The organism is Providencia sp. SP181 (assembly GCF_050446505.1).
GTDB classification, from domain to species: Bacteria; Pseudomonadota; Gammaproteobacteria; order Enterobacterales; family Enterobacteriaceae; genus Providencia; species Providencia vermicola.
Genome location: NZ_JBBPXM010000002.1, coordinates 434,113 through 451,936 on the forward strand (window position 1 = coordinate 434,113; position 17,824 = coordinate 451,936).

The window sequence follows — 17,824 nt, forward strand, 5'->3', positions numbered from 1 at the left end:
TCTTATGCCAATTTATGAATACAGTGATAATGATGATTCTTTTTTCTCTGCTGAAACTAACAATATCCCACAGCCTGAGCCTAAATTTGGTGATGAAAAATTGCCTGATTGGTATGAAGCATTCAATCCATTTAGTGATAATAAATTGTTATCAGAGGCGAGGGGAGCTTCTTTTCGCGTAGATAACTCTGTTGGTAGCCTTCTGGCATTTACACCATTTAATCACTTTGAAGAAGTTGAGGGATACAATCCATTTGAAAATGAAGCGGAATTAGCAGGCTATGAAAATTATGTAGATCGCTTTATTTATTCAGGTTCACCACAGGAAACCATAGCTATTAAAGAACGCATTAATAGGGAGGCAAACGATAGACGAGCCAGGGATGAGGTAGGCGCTGCAGGAACAATAACTAGTGGAATAATGAATATATTAGATCCTGTAAACTGGGCGACTATGGCAACATCTTTTGGAACAGTGGTTAAGGGTGGGTCTCTTCTACAAACTGCAGGTAAGTTTGCCACTGCAAATGCGGCAGCTGGAACAATTACGGAAGTGGCTCTATCGGCAACACAAACAACACGAACATTTGAAGAAAGTATGTTTAATATTGGTGCGGATGCCTTAGTCGGTGGTCTTCTTGGTTCGGCTGCTCAGTTAGTAAAAAATAGAGGCCAGTTAGTCAGCAAGGTCAAAAATGACATACTTGGCGAGCCACAAGTTGAACCACAAAATATTCCAAATAATATTCCAGATAATGCTAGTGTCGGAGCTATGGAGGTTCCTACAACCACATTAGAGCAAGAGGCAATGAAAGGCCCCTCTTTTATCAATAAAACTACTAGTGTCAGTCCAGTTGGTAGTGTGGCGCAATCTCCATCTAAAGTTGCTAGGGAAATAAACCAACAACTTACAGAGAGCAATTTTAGGTTCAAAAAGAATGATGATGGGATTGCAACACCAGTTGCCGTTGAAACAAAAGTACGTGGATATGAGGCGTTAATCTATAAACAAGTTGAATCAACGAATGATAGCTTTATTAAGTTTAAAAAAGCTGGTGGGACATTTAATGATAAAAAACTTAGCCTTATCGAATTTAGTGAGCAAGTCGGTGATGCTATGCGTAATGGTGATCGCCATGCTGTACCTGAAATAGCAGAAGCGGCAAGAGCAGTAAGACCAATAGTGGAAGCAACAAAAGATAGAATGATTGAATTAGGTATCTTAGATAAAGATGTAAAGGTATCTACTGCGGAAAGCTACTTTCCACGCATTTATAAGTTCGACAAGATAATGAGTGATAGGCTTGGATTCCGTTCAGAAATATCTAACTGGCTTATGGAGGTCAATCAGGCTGCAGTGAACAAAGCCGAGGCAAGTTTGGCTAAGGCTGAGGCTGGTATAGAAAGAGCAAGAGCATCCGCACCACAGGCAGAAAAATTGAATGCTGAAATTAAAGAGGCAGAACGCTGGTCAGGTAAAAAACTGATTTTAATGGATGAGGTAGAGAAAAACAGAAAGTTGCTAGCTGAAAAAAATACCGTCACATCAGAGTTAAACAAATTAAAAAACTTAGATAAGCAAAATAAGACGCAAGCTAAAAAGCAGGCACAATTAGAAAGAAAACTAAGTCGTATCGATGAAGCTGAGAAAAAGTTGCCGACATTACAAAGAAGTGTAGATATTTTAGATAAGCCGCGTCAGTTTAGAAACCAGCATAGAACACTGACTCGTCATGCTAATTCTCTCGTTAGGTTTGATCGGCGCAGACAGGCGGCTTTAAAGAGAATGGAACCAATGGCGAGAGAGGAAGCAGATGCAGCAGCAGATGATATCATCAATAAAATTATAGGCTCGCCTGGCGGCATTGTTTCGTCAGACTTAATTCCTGATGGTTTGGTGTCTAGGGCTGGATTCACAAAGAAAAGAACATTAAACATACCCGATCATCGAATCAAGGATTACTTAGAATCAGACGTAAACTATGTGATGGAAAATTATATACGGCAAGTGGCACCTGAAATAGAGCTTACATCTAAATTTGGTAGTGTGGATATGAAAGCTCAGTTTCAGGCTTTAGATGAGGATTATGCAGCATTAATTTCTAATGCTAAAACCGCTAAAGAAAGAGCCAGATTAGAAAATAGAAGGGTAAAGGATATCAGAAATTTAGTTGCTATGCGTGATCGCTTACGTGGCACTTACAAAGCACCATCAGACCCTAATTCATTTTTTATTCGAGCTGGAAGGGTTGCTAGGGATCTTAACTTTGTCCGTTTACTTGGTGGTATGACTTTATCATCATTGCCCGATTTAGTTAGGCCTATCATGCAGCATGGCTTACGTAGTGCGTTAAAGCCACTTGGTAAAATGATGACAGATATCAACGCAATGAAGATTGCCAAAGCTGATTTACGTGAAATGGGTATTGGTCTTGACACTGTTCTATCTAGCCGTACAAAAGTTATGGCTGATTTAAATGATCCTGTTAATCGTCGTAGCGCCCTAGAAAATGGCTTGAAGTTATTGTCTCAAAAATTTGGTAATTTCACGCTAATGAACCAATGGACTGATTATATGAAAATGTGGTCAGGCACTGTGACTCAGTCAAAGATACTCAGGGCTGCGCAAGATGTTGCTAATGGTAAAACGTTAAGCAAAAAGGAATTAACTAAGCTAGCTCATATTGGTATTGATGAAAGTATGTTAGGCCGTATTCAACAGCAGTTTGCTAAACATGGTGAAAATATTGATGGGCTACATATTGGTAATAGTAGCATGTGGGATGATCGCGTAGTTCGTGAGGCTTTCAATGGTGCGATATTAAAAGATGTAAGGACAACCGTTACAACTCCTGGTATTGGTGATACACCTCTATTTATGAGTAGTGAGGTAGGAAAGATTGTGATGCAGTTTAAAACTTTCTTCTTTGCTGCACATAATAGGTCTTTAGTGTCTGGTATTCAGGCTGGGGATCTATCATTCTATTATGGTGCATTGTTACAAATATCATTAGGTTCACTTGTATATATACTTAAAGCTAAACTAGCTGGTAGGGATATTGATACCTCACCTGCAAATTTAATTAAAGAAGGTATAGACTGGTCTGGGATTATGGGCTGGCTAGGCGAGCCAAATAATATGATTGAAAACTTAAGCGGTGGTACTTATGGGATGAGCGCATTGTTTGGTGGGCCGCCATCCTCACGTTACCAAAGTCGTAATAGTATTGGTGCTTTATTGGGACCTACTTTTGATATGGGTGGGGATATAAAAAATATTGTGTCAGGTGTCTTAAATGGTGAATTCGATGAGAATAGGGCGCGTTCAATAAGGCGTTTGTTCCCATTACAGAACTTACCGTATGTAGCACCATTGCTGAATCAAGTTGAAGAACAACTGAAATAGTGAAATTAACATTAAGAGATAAGTTATGAAATATGTACTAACGGTGGCGTTACTTTCAATAAGTGGTATCGCATATTCAAAATGTGATAGTAATAACTTCGATCAGTGTAAAACATGTGAACAACTTGATAAAGCCATTGTGCTTTCAGATCCTGATAGGGGGGATTATTATAGAGGGGCATTATGGAATGGGTTGTATGCGTCTTATGTTAGAAATTGCCAAGGCGTGGCAAAAAAATTGCTTGATAGTGGAGCTACTCCATCATTTGGGGGTTGGAACTCTGCGTTACCTATTGTGATTTCAGGTAAGTGGCCGCACGAGAATAAGACAATTAACGAACAATGGAAAAACCTCCTGATAAAATATAATGTCAAATTAGATTTAATTCCTGAGTGGGGGAAGTCTCCGTATGAAAGCTATGTGAATGACCCTAGCCAAATAGACTATGAAGATATTTGGAATGAGTTAATGTTAGCGAGTAAGCCAGCTCCTATTTTAGCGGCTAGGAATATTGAATGGTGTTCATCAGAAAAAAATAGAGCAAAAGTAAAAATTGACATGATCATGTGCTCAAGTATAAATATTACTAAATTTGACGATAATATATCAACAGCGTCAGACATAGCTGAAGCCGTACTTGTGAAGTGTGAAGATGAATTGTCGGTTTTTTCTGATGCAATAATATGTACTGTAGTTAACGAGAAAAATATACAAGATGAAAAAATTAGGGCGATAGAGTTTAATTCACTGCGTAAAAATCATGATACTTACTTAAGAGATAAACAAAAATCAGAAATAATTCAATGGGTTCTTGAGAGTAGAAGAAATGCCAGATTGAGGTGAGTTTTTTAAGGAGGAGGAATGGCAAACCCAATATCATATATATTGTTTGGGCTTTTTATGTGGTGGTTATTTAGGTTCTGTGAAAATCACCCAAGGTTTGAAAGTGGATTGAGAATATATCTAAAATATTTGTATTGTTTTTTATGGCCTTTAGTATTCTTTTTTGCAGCGTTTGTTTATTACACAGAACATTCGGAAGGCATGGTTTTGCTATGTATAGCGTTAGGTACAGGAACATCAATAATTGCTTTTATTATTGCATCAAAAGATCCTCATAAAACAATATCTGCAATTAAATCATTTTTTTCACGTTTTTTCTGAGTGCTAGAAAGCCCCTCGCAAGGGGCTTCATTATATTAAAATACTGGTTTTGACTGAGTTAAAATATAGTCAGCGTGAGCCTCAATACTGGCCAGTCGCTTTTGACATTCACGAATAGTGTGAGCCATTACCTCAACTTCACGAAACGCGCCAGAAACAGCGTGGCCATTTTCAGCAAGTTCGATTAGTAACGCATATATCTGCAGCTTCTTAGATACGTTATTGTAGGAGTCACTTGTTAATATTGGCAGCATGTCTGAAGGCATAACGTTTTCATTTGTGTAATGGTACTGATGCTTCCTCATTGCACTCATGATCATTGGTATGCACTTCTCAGCAATTTCATTAGCAGCGTTTGTCTCGGCATTTTTTTTGCTGCGTATCGCATCCCTTGCGCCTAGTGTTGTTTCTAAGCCAGTGCCTACTAAATCAGCCAGTGTGCCATTATCGCGCTTAGGGTCATACTTACCTGTTTTGCGGATGGAGGGGAGGACTTCACTGGTAACCCATCTTCTAAAGCGATAAGGTAGCGATCCCTTAATCACAGCATCACGACAACGAAGTATTAAAGTATATAAACCAGATTCAGAAATAATATTCGCTTCACCTTGACGCCCTAAGTTCAACTTAGATCGTTCATCTTTATCTAATGCTTTCAGTGAGATAGTAGGGTTTGTTAGTTGTAATGCTTTACATACATCAGAAGCAATAAACCAAGGTTCGCCATTTACGGAAATAGCTCTAATTGCAATAGAAGAGTCGAAATTAAAGGACAGGGGTTTTAGTTGATTAGCCATAATGGATACTCCACTTAAGTTTGGAATATCACCACTTACGAGGTCAATCGTTGGGTGGTGAACTGTACAGGGTTGACCTTACCAGCCTAAGTGGACACTGGCGCATCTTTCGACGCCCCCGTACAGCCCACCATTGAGAAGGTGTAGCTATACTTTGCACATTAAAAAACCGCTTTCGCGGTATGTGCCGCCACTTAGAATAGGTTCAGGAGGTCAATCCCGACACCAGAATTTGCTGGTGTATATTCACTATGGCGCAAAATTTAGAAGATGTAAATTACCAAATTGTTTATTCAATTGAAAGCTAAATAAACTTTTTGTTTACTTTTTTGCTGTTGCTATTTTTATCACTCTTTGATTTTACTGAGTTATTTGTACTATTGAAAATTTCAAAATCAAACCAAGATATATGAGATATTTCATCAGAAGAAACTATTATATCCAGATCTGTGGTTGATATGGTTTTTGTTCCTTTGACTGTTGGGGCTAGTTTAACAACTCTTTCTGTGGGGTATGCGTTAGTGAAATCAACTAAAAGAGTGTCCTTGTCTCGATATCCAGACATAAGAGGGAAGAACGAAATGTATTTATTTGGCCCCTCTTTTTCGTTAGGGTCAGATAGCCCGTTAATAATACCAACATAAACTTTTCTAGATGAAAGGTTTATCAGTATAGAACGTTTAGGGTTTGATTCTAAGGCTTCTAATAGCATTGAATCCATGGTTCCAGTTGGTATGGTTTTCTTCAAAATCCTAGCATTTTTCGCTTGCCTGACTTTCCCATAAACATTTTTATGTTTTCTTTGGTATTCACATCCACGGATTAAATTTTTAACCCATACGATTAAAACGTAACATAGAGAAATTAATATTGAAGAAAAGGAAAGTAGTATCAGCCAGGCATATACACGGTCATTTTTCGGAACGCCTGTTATTGAAAAATTTTTAACTAGTAAATCAACCAAATGAAACTGAGGGATTGTAAACTTAACTAGCACTGCGATCGCAACAGATACAATCAGGCTTAGGGTTCCGAGAGAAGCAACTTTTAAATATAAAAGTTGTCCATCATGAGTATGTAAACGGTAGTAGTGATAAGGGTTAGCGATTACTAAAATATAACCGCTAACCAAAATTGGAATAAGTAGAAGGGCTAACAAAATCTATCCTTGTTTATTATTTCCCTGCAACAATGCGCATAGCCATGCGTTGCATTGCTTTAACTTCTGGTAGTTCAGCAATCTCACTTGATGGAATATGCACAGAACCTTGTCTACCTACTCGAATGTAAGCATTGTTTTTTGATTCATCTTCAGTCTTGGATTTACGACGAAGAAAACCTTTTACATTAACTGATTTTGAGCGAGCTGATGGATTTGTTTTATTTCTCATTTCATCACCAAATAAAGAGGTTTTTTCTGCATCAGTATCTCGCCTGTTAAAAATATTGCTAAAGATATTCATGCTCTCCTCCTTAACATTATTATGACTGTAGCGTAAAAGTGTTATCTCGGCGGCGCAAAGTAATTAACCTGTCGGGTTAAGTAAGTTAAGTATACACATATTTATCAAATAGCTAAACTTTATGTTAACTTTATGAGAGAAATATCTCCTATTAAAAGAAAAGCACCTCCGCATAGGTGCTTAAATTATTCATATATGGTTATTTATTTAACTCTTCCCGTATGTATTCAATATGCGTCTTAATATTCTCTTTAACCTTCAAACTCAGATTTATGTAATTCATCATTGCTGTAATTTCAATGAGTGCCGCGCTCACGTCACATCCTTCACTATCCAGTTTTCTTAGTAGTTCTTCTACATTCGATTTACTCATCAACTCCTTTATTCCAGTTTCGGTATTAACTTTTTCTGCATAGTTATCGGGTGCTGGGAAATTAATTACATCTTTCATATTAACTACCTATGTGATTTAAGGAGCTTATACAGTAACTGAAAAATCATTATCAATGTTTATCTTTTTATATTTAAAAGTAAACAATATTCCGTTGGTGGAATTTAATGGCTATCATACACCAACGTAACCGAGTGGAGAATAGCCATGACTGTTTCAACTGAAATCAGCAGTAATGAATATACAGGAAACGGTGTAACAACCGATTTTGATTATAAGTTCAGGATTTTTAAGGCGAATCAATTAAGTATTATCACGTCAGATGCTGACGGGGATAATGTTGTAACGCTACGATTAGGCACGGACTACACCGTAACAGGTGCTAACAAGTCGGCTGGTGGAAAGGTAATCTTAACTAAGCCGCTTGCCAACGGGCACAGAATTAGCATTGCCCGCGATATTCCAATCACACAAGAAACCTCATTCCGCAATCAAAGTAAGTTCTTTGCTGAAACACATGAAGATGCATTTGATTACCTCACTATGATTATTCAGCGCATATGGGGAAGCCTTGGATCGTTATACCTAAAGCGCCCCAACATTCTGGCTAACTGGTTTGACGCTAAAGGCTATCGTATTGCTAACCTTGGAAAGCCGAAGCGTGATAGCGATGCGGTTGATTTGGGGACATTGAAGGATGAAATAAGCGGTGTTAACAGCACGATATTAAAGCGTGAAAAACGTTTGTTGCGTGTTGATGATATGGATATTGCGGCATTACCAAAGGCTAGCGATCGCGCTGGTAATGTGCTTACGTTTGATAAAGACGGTAAACCCATTGTTGTTGCGCCTGCTAGTGGTAGTGCGGTAGACGTATTGAATCAGCTTGCTAATGGCGATGGCTCATTAATTGGTGTTGGAGTAGGAACATTAAAGGACATTGTTAACTGGGTGACTTTAGAGCAGTTTGGCGCAGACCCTACAGGTATTAATAACTCATTAACTCAAATTCAAGATGCGTTTGAGTTTGCTAATGAACATGGATTTTCAGTAATTCAGAATAGTGGAGTATTTAGTATTAGTGGTGACGGAGATATAACAATTAACACTAATACTGATTTCAACGGTGCTATTTTTCGCCCTGAAAACTGGAATGGGTCATTTTCGATAAAAAGGAAAAATAACTGGGAAACTCATGACGCTAGCTCGTTGATTGTGAAAAAAATAAAAGAATCAGGGGTGATCACTAAAGGCGGTAACTTCATCCCCTCACTGGTCAATGAAGATTTACTCAATGACAGCTTTATCATGATAAATTCAAGCCAGCCTATGTACTACTACCGAAATAACATCAGGTACAGAAAAGAGCTAAATCAAGTGTTGTATGGCGGCCAGTTATTATGCCCGATGTATTACTCTCTTGATACAAACACAATAACCAGTGTTTTATCATTAAAGTTAGAAAAGACCTTTATTGATGTTAGTGGCTTAAGCATAGATGAAAGCAAGCAAAATACAGGGGTCGCATTTGTTAAAATAGCAAACAGCTCAAAAATAAATCTAAATAAAATATCATTTCATAGTCGCGGCGAGTACAAGAGCAACCCTTCTGAAAGGATTAGTGTAAGTCGATGCGCTTATGTATTTATTGATGGTGTCTTGTGTTCTGATGTAAGTATTGCATCCCCCGCAGGGTCAACTTACACAATCTATATGGGTGAATCGCTTGATATTAATGTAAATAAAGTGACATCAGAGGGCTATGGATGGGGGGCGGTTGGAGCAAACGAAGTAAGGCGCTCATCATTCAATAATAGCTCGTTATCAAGAATAGATTTTCACAATCCGTCCATGGAATATTTAAAAATAAGCAATACAAACATTGGTAACTGGGGTTTGCTATTAAGCTGCATGGGTGATGTTTATTTAGATAATGTTAAGTTTATACAGAGAGATGCGTATAACAACTCAGGGTTTATTCGTGGAAGAGATGATGCGGGTGGGTTTTGTGACGGTAATTTATACGCAAAAAATGTCACTGTGGAGGGTTTTTATTATTCTAATGCTGCAAACAGAGGGCTTATTAGTTCAAGCAGCACAAACAACGTTAAAGAATTGCCAGCTGGGTCGCCTTTAAGTTTAAGTATGTTTAATGAAGTTAATATAACAAACTTAACAATAGCTGATGGTTACAAAGACAAAGACTTTAGGCTATGGAGTGCATTCAGTAACCCAAGCCTTACCCCACCAAAAGTATTTAATTTAACAGATGCATCCACGGATAGTCGATTGTCGCTTCTTGCTATGGAAGTAACAACCGAGTCTAAAATCGCAGTGAACTTAAAGCAATGTATATTTAGCGAGCTTTACATACGTGCAACTTCGTCAGTTCAAGTTGAGTCAGTAATTGACAGTGCAAGATCTAATGTCAACGAAGGTGTTTCCTTGGCGTTACAAGCGAGGGGCAACTATAACGTAACGAACTCAAGCATAGTTAAGCTTGAAGGATTTATGAGTGATTGGAATTTGAATCGCAATGTTAGCATCAGTGAATGTGATGTGTACGCTACAAAGAGCAGCGATATTATGCGACTAACAAACACAGGATCTGTGGATTGGCATAGAAACAAAATGCACTTTACTGAGAACACTATTGCTGAGTTTGGAAATAACCTAAATAAATACATTGGTTATTCAAAATTCTATGATAATTCAGTTTTTGTCGACGGAGTTGAAGTAATAGGAATTCCAGTTCCTAACACATTCAACTTAGTAAGAAACAAGATTACAAGGTTCAAGTTGCACATGGTCAGGGCTAGCTCATCTACGACTGAAGATATTATATTCAATAATGAATCTAGTTCATTTGGTCAATACGTTAACATCTCTATGAGCCCAGCTCAGCCGTCAGTGACAATAGATGATAGTGTTACTAAAAGGTATTTGGTTTAGCTAAAACTTGGCTTGGTAATATAGTGGTGAAATAACAGTGCATAACTTTATATGGTTTTTTGTTTATCTTTTTATGCTGTAGTATCATGGTTATTTCTCAACCATGGTGCTACACATGAATGAAAATGAGGCGGCAGTTACAGGCTTAGGACTTACGTCATTTCTAAGTTACTTTTCAGGTTTGCCCCCAGAGGTTGTAATGGGGGCTATCCTTGGCGCTATTTATTTCACTACAGCAGCAACAGAATTTTCTTTAGCAACTCGTTCAGTATTAGCATTACTCAGCTTAGCGGCTGGCTTATTATTTTTCAGTCCTTTCGCCACCATCTTTGTTTCAATGACTGGCCTAATCGGCGTCAAACCTGATGCATATAACATCGATAGCTTGGATGCTCTCGGGGCGTTCGTAGCCTCGTTATTATCTGTAAAACTAAGTATCAAACTGTACAAGAAAGCTGATATTCCGAAAGGAGGTAACGGCCATGACGTACGATAAATTAATGCTTATCACTAATGCCTTTGTTTGTTTAGTTATGTTCTTACGTGGCCTTTATTTTGTGAGAGATGGCAAAGGCTATAGCAAGCTTGGTGGTTGGCTAGCTTATGCATTTCTAGGGTACTCAATATCTGTACCTGTCTATTCCTATCTCGATCCTAGCTATCAAGCAGGTATTCAAAACTTAATTCCTAATTTATTTCTTTGTGCTGCGCTGTTTGCTAAGCGCGGCAATGTCATGCAGTTAATTAAAAAAGTGGGGTGATCTTAATGTCCATGGTAGATAAACAAAATAGATTTACTGGAATGGTGGCTAAGTTAATTATCTTTGCTCAGGCGAATGGCTACCAGTTAACTTTTGGTGAAGCATTCCGCACGAAAGAGCAGGCGGCATTAAATGAAAAGGCAGGTAAAGGTATTAGTAAAAGCCTGCATACAGAGCGCCTAGCGGTTGATTTTAATTTATTTAAAGATGGTAAATACCTAACCGATTCCAGTGATCATAAGCCGCTTGGTGAATACTGGGAGTCGATTGGTGGCAGCTGGGGCGGTCGCTTTAATGATGGTAACCACTACTCATTGGAACACAACGGAGTTCGCTAATGAAAAAAATAGCCATTGCATTATTTGCGCTGGCTGTCTCATTTGCCGCTGGTTTTATGACTAGCGGCATTTTTTCTGATAACCAGCAGATGACAAAACAAATTGCTGGTAAACAGGAAGATGAGAAAGACCTAGCGTTTAACATCGATCAACGCAAACAGGCAGATGCAGAACAACAAAATAGGGTGGTGATATACAATGAACAGAAAGAACGTGCTACGATGCGCACAGACGATTTGCTTAAGCGTGTTCTTAATCACTTTGACAGCGTGCAGCTCGAAACCAGTTCCACGGAAACAAAAACTGATGGTACCGATAACGCCAATACCTGCAGAGCTGAGAGAGCAAAGGCCAGTGAACTTTCTCGACAACTACGAATCACACTTGAAGTCTATGGGCGTGAGTCTAATCGTGCCGATGAAAACACAAGGGCTCTTAATTTATGCATTACCGACTTAGCAGCAAAAGAAAAATTACTCGAATCGTACCGATAGATTATTGTACAAATATTGTTCACTTTTCATTGTGACGGTATTGATGACGGTATCATAACCTACAAGGTTAATTCTGTTTTATATAAATCAATAAGTTGTGCTCTGTGTAAATAATTGAGTGGGAATAATCCCCCAATAAGAATCAGCTGGCACTGACTAGCAAAATAACGACTTAAGCCCATGTAAAAGTGGGCTTTTTTATGACATCAATTTTTCTTGATTATCAGAAACTAATGCGGTCAAGAAATCGGCGACAACACGTACTCGTCGTGAATGGGCGAGGTCAGAATGAATGGCTAACCAAATTGATTGGTCGCAGCCAATATCATCCTGTAGGCAAATTAAACCCATTTTTCTTGCAATAAAATGCGGTAAAACCGCAAGTCCGAGACCAGTTTTTACAGCACTAAATTGAGCTGACATTGTGGTCGTAGTCAACCGGCAAGGTCTTCCTCTGAGCGTTCTTTCTAGCCACTGCGCGGAATTAAGGTGCTGTTGTGTTTCAGACCAACCTATAAAATCATCATGTTCTAAGGTGTTAGACCTATCTGGGTTTTGCCTGCGTTGTAAATAGCTTTCTGAGGCATAAAGACCGAAGCCAAGGATACCTAATTTGCGGATCCGCAAATTTCCACTCTCAGGTCTAACCATACGTAGAGCAATATCGGCATCTCGTCTATGCAAATTAACGGTTGAAACGCTTGTGACAATTTCGAGGGTTAGATTAGGGTTAACGTCAGTTAGCGATGGTAGAGCAGGGATAATAAGGTGGTCAGCTAAGCCTTGTGCGGTTGCTAAGCAAACATGCCCCATAACGCTTTCACTCTTTTTGTGCGCAGCATAGCTAAACGCGAAGCCTGCTTGCTCTAAAGCCTCTGCCTGTGGAATTAACGCACTTCCTTCATCCGTAAGCTTATAACCAAGCTGATCGCGGGTGAATAATCGAACGCCTAATGCTTCTTCGAGTCGTTCTAAGCGCCGTGATGTCGTTGCAATACCCAGTTTTAATACCTTGGATGCAGCACTTAGTGTGCCTTCTCGTGCAATAGCTAAAAATATTTTGGCATCATCCCAGTTCATCTATTTTTTCTCATCCATTTTCCATTTTTGGAAAATTGATTGTTAATATTGCTCATATGAATCGTTATTTTAGGAAAATATACTGAAATACGCTAAATAAACCAAGGGGCAGATGATGAATAAACGTATTTTAGGAAATGGGCTCGAAGTTTCGGCAATTGGGCTAGGTTGCATGGGAATGAGTGAGTTCTATGGACCTCAAGATGACCAAGCGGCGATGGATGTACTACATAAGGCGGCTGAACTTGGTTGCACAATGCTAGATACTGCCGATACATATGGCAATTTTCATAACGAAGAATTGATTGGGGATTTTCTTAAACAGACGGATGTAGATATCAAGGTTGCAACAAAGTGTGGCATCGTACGCCGCTCAGGGGAATATGAGCGTAGAATCGATAATAGTGCCCAATATATTCGTAGTGCTTGTGAAAGTTCACTACGCCGATTAGGTGTCGATTGTATTGATTTGTATTATATTCATCGCTTAGATCCAAAGGCATCAATAGAAACGACAATGGAAACATTGGCTGAATTGGTTGCTGAGGGGAAAATAGCCCATATAGGGTTATCAGAAGTGAGCGCGGCTACGCTTAAACAGGCTCATGCTGTGTTTCCCGTTAGCGCAGTCCAAACAGAATATTCCCTTTGGACGCGTGATGTTGAAGCTGAAATTTTGCCAACTTGCAAAGAACTGGGTATTGGTTTTGTGCCGTATTCCCCTTTAGGGCGTGGTTTCTTAACGGGTCGTTTTAATGATCAGAGTTCGTTTGAAAGTGGCGATTTTCGAAAGGGATTACCACGTTTTACATCTGAAAACCTCAAAGCTAACAGCACATTATCTGATTTTATTATTCAGATGGCGGAGCAAAAATCATGTTCTCCTGCACAGATTTCACTGGCGTGGTTACTGGCTCAAGGAGATAACATTGTGCCAATACCGGGGACTAATAAAGTAAAACATCTTGAAGACAACTTTGGCGCAGTTGATATTTGTTTAACCTCAGAGGATTTACATCAAATTAAACAAGTCCTTGAGCATTTTCAACCAGTGGGATCCCGATATTCTGTTGAGGGTATGAAGGGGATTAATGCCTAAATAGGGATTAATCAGGGAATAACAGTGTTTAGGCATCTGATATTTAATGGATGCCTTTATATTATCAATACGAAATGATCCCGCAAGATAATTTGGTTTTTTATGCAATTAAAGTGAATTATTACTTGTTCAATTTCCTTAAATTGCTATCATCCAAAGAAGTTATACATTTCATGTATATTTTTATATCCCACAATCATCAAAATAATGAGTTGGGGTAACATGACAACAGTTAAGGAAAATCTTGTGGCATTTCGTTTAAAATATCTGGCATTACTCCCTCTTTTTGTTGCAGCAACCGCTTGTCAGCAGCCTACTAATCCAAATAACACGTCTATTGCAATGCCAGCTGCGCATGTGCAGCCTGTTGTTGTAAATAATTCATGGATTGAAATTTCACAAAGTGCATTGGATTTTAATATCAAAAAAGTTCAAGCGTTATTAGGGGATAAATCCGCCATGTGCGCCGTTCTCAAAGGGGATGCTTATGGCCATGATTTATCATTAGTGACGCCAGTGATGATTGCCAATAATGTGCAATGTATTGGCGTGACTAATAACCAAGAATTAAAAACCGTGAGAGACCTTGGTTTCAAAGGCCGTTTAATGCGCGTTAGAAGCGCAACTGAAAAAGAAATGGAGCAAGCAACACAGTATCAAACGGAAGAGTTGGTCGGTAATTTAGAAATGGCGCAGCGCTTAAATGCTATTGCGAAACACCAAAATAAAGTCATCCCCATCCATCTTGCGTTAAACTCTGCAGGTATGTCGCGTAACGGGTTAGAGGTGAGTACACCCTCGGGCCTTAATGAAGCGAAGCTAATTTCACAATTACCAAATTTAAAAATTGTCGGCATTATGTCCCATTACCCAGAAGAAGATGAGGCACAAATTCGTAAAGATCTCGCTAAATTTAATAAAGAATCTCAGCAAGTATTGAATATAACGGGGTTAAAACGCGAAGATGTCACACTGCATGTTGCGAATACTTATGCAACAATTACTGTGCCTGAATCATGGTTAGATATGGTGCGTGTTGGTGGTATTTTTTATGGTGATACCGTTGCAACCAACGACTACAAACGTGTGATGACATTGAAATCAAACATTGCTTCAGTAAATCATTATCCGAAAGGCAATACGGTTGGATATGACCGTACCTTTACACTGAAACGTGATTCTATTTTAGCGAATATTCCTGTTGGTTATGCAGATGGTTATCGTCGTGTATTTAGTAATACAGGGCATGTGCTTATCAATGGCCAGAAAGTACCCGTATTAGGAAAAACTTCAATGAATACTGTGATGGTAGATGTGACTGATATAAAACAAGTCCGCCCAGGTGATGAAGTGGTTTTCTTTGGTAAACAAGGTAATGAAGAAGTTACGGCTGAAGAAGTTGAAGACATCAGCGGTGCACTATTTACAGAAATGTCCATCCTTTGGGGGGCTACCAATAAACGCGTCTTAGTGGATTAAATTAATTTTTTATTCAACATATTTTAACCCGCATTGATTGCGGGTTTTTTATCCTAAAAATAATTTCGGATTATATGCAATATATTACAATGTGTTGATAAAGTGCTGTTTAAGTGAATGACTATCGAAACCTTTACGTTGATATGTTAGCTTGGTTGAACCTTTTCTGAGCGGATAGACTCAGAAGGCGAATAGTAGAATGAGAAGGATATTATTTATGTATCAAGTTGATTTACACGCCCATACCATTGCCAGCACCCACGCATACAGTACCGTTAATGAATATTTTGCTGAGGCGGCGAGCCGTGGTGTAAAGCTATTTGCAATCACCGATCATGGCCCTGAAATGCAGGATGCACCGCACGAATGGCATTTTGGTAATATGCCCATTTTACCGCGGATTGTTGATGGCGTTGGCTTACTGTATGGCATTGAGGCCAATATTAAAAATAAGCTAGGTGAAACAGACTGTAATGAAAAAATTGCTCGCCACTTAGACATTATTTTAGCAGGTTTTCATGAACCTGTTCTTGAACCACAAAGTCTTGCAGATAATACCGAAGCAATGATTGCCACTATTCGCAGTGGAAAAGTACACATTATTACACATCCCGGTAATCCCAAATATCCTATTGATATCAAAGCCGTTGCCCAAGCAGCTAAAGAGTGTAATGTTGCGCTAGAAATGAATAATTCATCTTTTTTGCACTCGAGAGCGGGCAGTCAACAAAATTGTCTCGAGATTGCAAAAGCAGTGAAAGAAGCAGGGGGGTGGGTTGCATTGGGTTCTGATTCCCATTTTGCAGGCTATTTAGGGCGTTTTGATCGCGTAGTGGAAATGTTGGAATCGATTGATTTCCCTCAATCACAAATTTTAAATGTGACTCCCCGTCGAGTGTTGGATTTTCTTGAATCCCATGGACGTAAGCCAATCCCTGAATTTGCAGATTTTTAGTGAACTAATCAGATAACTTGCAATGAATAAAGCCGTTAACACGCTAACGGCTTTTTCTTTTATCTTATAACTCTATTTTCATTCGTATACAGGCTAAATTAACCTGAGCGAGTGCAGAATAATAATTATCATGGCAAATAGACGTAAAACCGTGTTTTTGGTAAAAACGCTCTGCATTCGGTGATGAGTCTAAGGTTAGGGTTTTTATTTTTCGTTTTTTCGCTTCGGCCTTTATTGCATCCAATATTAAGCCTGCTGCACCATATCCCATATACTCTGGCAGCGTGAATATCGCATCAATACTATTTGATTCTAAATTTAAAAAGCCAGTTGATACAGCGTCATCGTGTTCATTTACAGCAACAAAAAAGGGATTGTTCTCAACCATTTTTATGTAGCTTAGTGGCATTTCATCAGGTGTCCAATTGTAAATCGTTTGTGTTTCATAGCTTGTTTTACAGCCATGGCGAATGGCTTGATTATGAATAAACCATAACCGTTTGGCTTCTTTTGGTGTTGCTAATCGAATTTGCATTTTTTTACCTAAATAATGTCATTACACATCATTTGATTAAAACCAAAAAAAAAGGGGGAAAGCAAGTTATAAAGTATTAACAGTTAAAATTAAGCTAAAAAATAAAAAAAGAGGACAACAAATTAATTGATTTTAAATGGATTATTTAAATAAAAAAATTGAAATCAAATAAGAGGTTTTTTTAATTGATTGTTTTTATTTGTGTTTTTTATTTTAAATAATGGTAATCAGCTAAAAATAAAGTAAATAAACAATCAACAAACTGAAAATATTTACTTACCAAAATAACCTATAAAAAATTTATAAATCTTTAAATTTGTCCTATTGTGGGGGAATGTTCATTTGTGATTTATTAGTGTTGCAAGAACATCCTTGCTTTAAAATTCTAAGGTACAAAAATGAAAACGTTATTAGCAATTGCAACGGTTATGTCTATTGCTGTTTCTGGTGCCGCACTGGCGAATACGAATACGGCAGTAAAAACTGAGCCTGTTACTCATGCTGCTAAAGTTCAGCATACTGCGAAAACCCACCATGCTAATAAATTAAAAGCCGAGAAAAAAGAGGATAAAAGTAAAACTGAAGAAACCAGCAAAGCAATATAGAACCAATAAGCTGTGACAAATATCTTTGTATTTTAACGTAAGTCCTAGATCAAATTTAAAGGTAGAAAAAATGAAAAAATTAGTCGCAATCGCAACTGGATTATCATTTGCTATTTCTGGTGCAGCATTAGCAAACACAACCGTCAAATCTGAGCCTGTTTCACCTATTGCGCAATCACATCAAGTGGCTAAATCGTCTCATTTGAACGCGAAAGCTGAGAAGCAAGTTGTTAAAGAAAAGCGTGCTGAAAAAAGCAAATCAGCGAAATAATCAGTTATAAAATTCGCTAACGTCACGGTGCCA

The 17,824-nt window shown here is 38.4% G+C and carries 19 protein-coding genes; 13 read left to right on the top strand and 6 right to left on the bottom strand.

Annotated elements, in window-relative coordinates; genetic code table 11:
- Window positions 1-4 precede the first annotated feature (4 nt).
- Genes AABS66_RS05395 through AABS66_RS05405 form a run of 3 tightly spaced genes read left to right on the top strand, consistent with a single transcriptional unit; the run spans window position 5 to window position 4,571 of the window.
- Window positions 5-3,406, top strand: coding sequence for a hypothetical protein (locus AABS66_RS05395; RefSeq protein ID WP_430224666.1), 3,402 nt, complete (start codon window positions 5-7; stop codon window positions 3,404-3,406).
- A gap of 25 nt (window positions 3,407-3,431) precedes the next feature.
- Complete coding sequence (locus tag AABS66_RS05400; protein ID WP_430224667.1) at window positions 3,432-4,250, top strand: hypothetical protein; 819 nt, start codon at window positions 3,432-3,434, stop codon at window positions 4,248-4,250.
- Window positions 4,251-4,268: 18 nt separating this feature from the next.
- Window positions 4,269-4,571 (top strand): hypothetical protein, encoded by a 303-nt coding sequence (locus AABS66_RS05405; RefSeq protein ID WP_430224668.1) that lies wholly within the window; start codon window positions 4,269-4,271, stop codon window positions 4,569-4,571.
- A 35-nt stretch (window positions 4,572-4,606) separates the two neighbouring features.
- Here the strand turns inward: AABS66_RS05405 and AABS66_RS05410 are convergent, their stop codons facing one another.
- The 4 genes from AABS66_RS05410 to AABS66_RS05425 form a co-directional block, all read right to left on the bottom strand.
- A complete protein-coding gene (locus tag AABS66_RS05410) occupies window positions 4,607-5,368 on the bottom strand; it encodes a BRO-N domain-containing protein (protein WP_430224669.1) in 762 nt (253 codons plus the stop codon).
- Between the two features lie 304 nt (window positions 5,369-5,672).
- Window positions 5,673-6,527 (bottom strand): hypothetical protein, encoded by an 855-nt coding sequence (locus tag AABS66_RS05415; RefSeq protein WP_430224670.1) that lies wholly within the window; start codon window positions 6,525-6,527, stop codon window positions 5,673-5,675.
- A 16-nt stretch (window positions 6,528-6,543) separates the two neighbouring features.
- Window positions 6,544-6,831: a hypothetical protein gene (locus AABS66_RS05420; RefSeq protein ID WP_430224671.1), complete on the bottom strand. Its 288-nt coding sequence runs from the start codon at window positions 6,829-6,831 to the stop codon at window positions 6,544-6,546.
- A 199-nt stretch (window positions 6,832-7,030) separates the two neighbouring features.
- A complete protein-coding gene (locus AABS66_RS05425) occupies window positions 7,031-7,282 on the bottom strand; it encodes a hypothetical protein (protein ID WP_430224672.1) in 252 nt (83 codons plus the stop codon).
- 147 nt (window positions 7,283-7,429) lie between these two features.
- Here AABS66_RS05425 and AABS66_RS05430 point away from each other — a divergent pair, with 147 nt between their 5' ends.
- The 5 genes from AABS66_RS05430 to AABS66_RS05450 all read left to right on the top strand — a co-directional run bounded on the left by AABS66_RS05430 (window position 7,430) and on the right by AABS66_RS05450 (window position 11,767).
- Window positions 7,430-10,174: a hypothetical protein gene (locus AABS66_RS05430; RefSeq protein ID WP_430224673.1), complete on the top strand. Its 2,745-nt coding sequence runs from the start codon at window positions 7,430-7,432 to the stop codon at window positions 10,172-10,174.
- Window positions 10,175-10,289: 115 nt separating this feature from the next.
- A complete protein-coding gene (locus tag AABS66_RS05435) occupies window positions 10,290-10,670 on the top strand; it encodes a putative holin (protein ID WP_281111161.1) in 381 nt (126 codons plus the stop codon).
- Window positions 10,657-10,935, top strand: coding sequence for a phage holin family protein (locus tag AABS66_RS05440; RefSeq protein ID WP_004253796.1), 279 nt, complete (start codon window positions 10,657-10,659; stop codon window positions 10,933-10,935). The genes AABS66_RS05435 and AABS66_RS05440 overlap by 14 nt, the downstream gene beginning before the upstream one ends.
- 5 nt (window positions 10,936-10,940) lie before the next feature.
- The gene (locus tag AABS66_RS05445; protein ID WP_211888073.1) at window positions 10,941-11,273 is read left to right on the top strand and encodes a M15 family metallopeptidase; all 333 of its coding nucleotides are present in this window, start codon (window positions 10,941-10,943) and stop codon (window positions 11,271-11,273) included.
- Window positions 11,273-11,767: a hypothetical protein gene (locus tag AABS66_RS05450; RefSeq protein WP_430224674.1), complete on the top strand. Its 495-nt coding sequence runs from the start codon at window positions 11,273-11,275 to the stop codon at window positions 11,765-11,767. The genes AABS66_RS05445 and AABS66_RS05450 overlap by 1 nt, the downstream gene beginning before the upstream one ends.
- A 198-nt stretch (window positions 11,768-11,965) precedes the next feature.
- Here AABS66_RS05450 and AABS66_RS05455 read toward each other — a convergent pair whose 3' ends face one another.
- The gene (locus tag AABS66_RS05455) at window positions 11,966-12,847 is read right to left on the bottom strand and encodes a LysR family transcriptional regulator (RefSeq protein ID WP_430224675.1); all 882 of its coding nucleotides are present in this window, start codon (window positions 12,845-12,847) and stop codon (window positions 11,966-11,968) included.
- A gap of 115 nt (window positions 12,848-12,962) precedes the next feature.
- Between AABS66_RS05455 and AABS66_RS05460 the strand changes: the two genes are divergently transcribed.
- The 3 genes from AABS66_RS05460 to AABS66_RS05470 all read left to right on the top strand — a co-directional run bounded on the left by AABS66_RS05460 (window position 12,963) and on the right by AABS66_RS05470 (window position 16,380).
- Window positions 12,963-13,946, top strand: coding sequence for an aldo/keto reductase (locus tag AABS66_RS05460; RefSeq protein ID WP_272539396.1), 984 nt, complete (start codon window positions 12,963-12,965; stop codon window positions 13,944-13,946).
- Between the two features lie 222 nt (window positions 13,947-14,168).
- On the top strand, window positions 14,169-15,425 hold the full coding sequence (gene alr, locus AABS66_RS05465; RefSeq protein WP_430224676.1) for an alanine racemase: 1,257 nt from the start codon (window positions 14,169-14,171) through the stop codon (window positions 15,423-15,425).
- A gap of 217 nt (window positions 15,426-15,642) precedes the next feature.
- Window positions 15,643-16,380: a phosphatase gene (locus AABS66_RS05470; protein WP_272539394.1), complete on the top strand. Its 738-nt coding sequence runs from the start codon at window positions 15,643-15,645 to the stop codon at window positions 16,378-16,380.
- Between the two features lie 64 nt (window positions 16,381-16,444).
- Here AABS66_RS05470 and AABS66_RS05475 read toward each other — a convergent pair whose 3' ends face one another.
- Window positions 16,445-16,915: an N-acetyltransferase family protein gene (locus AABS66_RS05475; protein WP_430224677.1), complete on the bottom strand. Its 471-nt coding sequence runs from the start codon at window positions 16,913-16,915 to the stop codon at window positions 16,445-16,447.
- 398 nt (window positions 16,916-17,313) lie between these two features.
- On the opposite strand from AABS66_RS05475, the gene AABS66_RS05480 reads away from it, so the two are divergent.
- Both AABS66_RS05480 and AABS66_RS05485 read left to right on the top strand, forming a co-directional pair.
- Window positions 17,314-17,520, top strand: a complete 207-nt coding sequence (locus AABS66_RS05480; RefSeq protein WP_206086186.1) for an acid-shock protein — start codon at window positions 17,314-17,316, stop codon at window positions 17,518-17,520.
- Window positions 17,521-17,590: 70 nt separating this feature from the next.
- Entirely contained in the window at window positions 17,591-17,791 is a 201-nt protein-coding gene (locus tag AABS66_RS05485; RefSeq protein ID WP_206086185.1) for an acid-shock protein, read from the top strand.
- The last annotated feature ends 33 nt before the right edge of the window (window positions 17,792-17,824 follow it).

Excerpts from the sequence above, each read along its gene's own strand:
- AABS66_RS05445 (WP_211888073.1), top strand. The coding sequence starts at position 10,941 with ATGTCCATGGTAGATAAACAAAATAGATTTACTGGAATGGTGGCTAAG.
- AABS66_RS05485 (WP_206086185.1), top strand. The coding sequence starts at position 17,591 with ATGAAAAAATTAGTCGCAATCGCAACTGGATTATCATTTGCTATTTCT.
- AABS66_RS05475 (WP_430224677.1), bottom strand. The coding sequence starts at position 16,915 with ATGCAAATTCGATTAGCAACACCAAAAGAAGCCAAACGGTTATGGTTT.
- AABS66_RS05420 (WP_430224671.1), bottom strand. The coding sequence starts at position 6,831 with ATGAATATCTTTAGCAATATTTTTAACAGGCGAGATACTGATGCAGAA.
- AABS66_RS05430 (WP_430224673.1), top strand. The coding sequence starts at position 7,430 with ATGACTGTTTCAACTGAAATCAGCAGTAATGAATATACAGGAAACGGT.
- AABS66_RS05395 (WP_430224666.1), top strand. The coding sequence starts at position 5 with ATGCCAATTTATGAATACAGTGATAATGATGATTCTTTTTTCTCTGCT.
- AABS66_RS05460 (WP_272539396.1), top strand. The coding sequence starts at position 12,963 with ATGAATAAACGTATTTTAGGAAATGGGCTCGAAGTTTCGGCAATTGGG.
- AABS66_RS05410 (WP_430224669.1), bottom strand. The coding sequence starts at position 5,368 with ATGGCTAATCAACTAAAACCCCTGTCCTTTAATTTCGACTCTTCTATT.
- AABS66_RS05405 (WP_430224668.1), top strand. The coding sequence starts at position 4,269 with ATGGCAAACCCAATATCATATATATTGTTTGGGCTTTTTATGTGGTGG.
- AABS66_RS05480 (WP_206086186.1), top strand. The coding sequence starts at position 17,314 with ATGAAAACGTTATTAGCAATTGCAACGGTTATGTCTATTGCTGTTTCT.
- AABS66_RS05470 (WP_272539394.1), top strand. The coding sequence starts at position 15,643 with ATGTATCAAGTTGATTTACACGCCCATACCATTGCCAGCACCCACGCA.
- AABS66_RS05400 (WP_430224667.1), top strand. The coding sequence starts at position 3,432 with ATGAAATATGTACTAACGGTGGCGTTACTTTCAATAAGTGGTATCGCA.
- AABS66_RS05455 (WP_430224675.1), bottom strand. The coding sequence starts at position 12,847 with ATGAACTGGGATGATGCCAAAATATTTTTAGCTATTGCACGAGAAGGC.
- AABS66_RS05450 (WP_430224674.1), top strand. The coding sequence starts at position 11,273 with ATGAAAAAAATAGCCATTGCATTATTTGCGCTGGCTGTCTCATTTGCC.
- AABS66_RS05425 (WP_430224672.1), bottom strand. The coding sequence starts at position 7,282 with ATGAAAGATGTAATTAATTTCCCAGCACCCGATAACTATGCAGAAAAA.
- alr (WP_430224676.1), top strand. The coding sequence starts at position 14,169 with ATGACAACAGTTAAGGAAAATCTTGTGGCATTTCGTTTAAAATATCTG.
- AABS66_RS05435 (WP_281111161.1), top strand. The coding sequence starts at position 10,290 with ATGAATGAAAATGAGGCGGCAGTTACAGGCTTAGGACTTACGTCATTT.
- AABS66_RS05440 (WP_004253796.1), top strand. The coding sequence starts at position 10,657 with ATGACGTACGATAAATTAATGCTTATCACTAATGCCTTTGTTTGTTTA.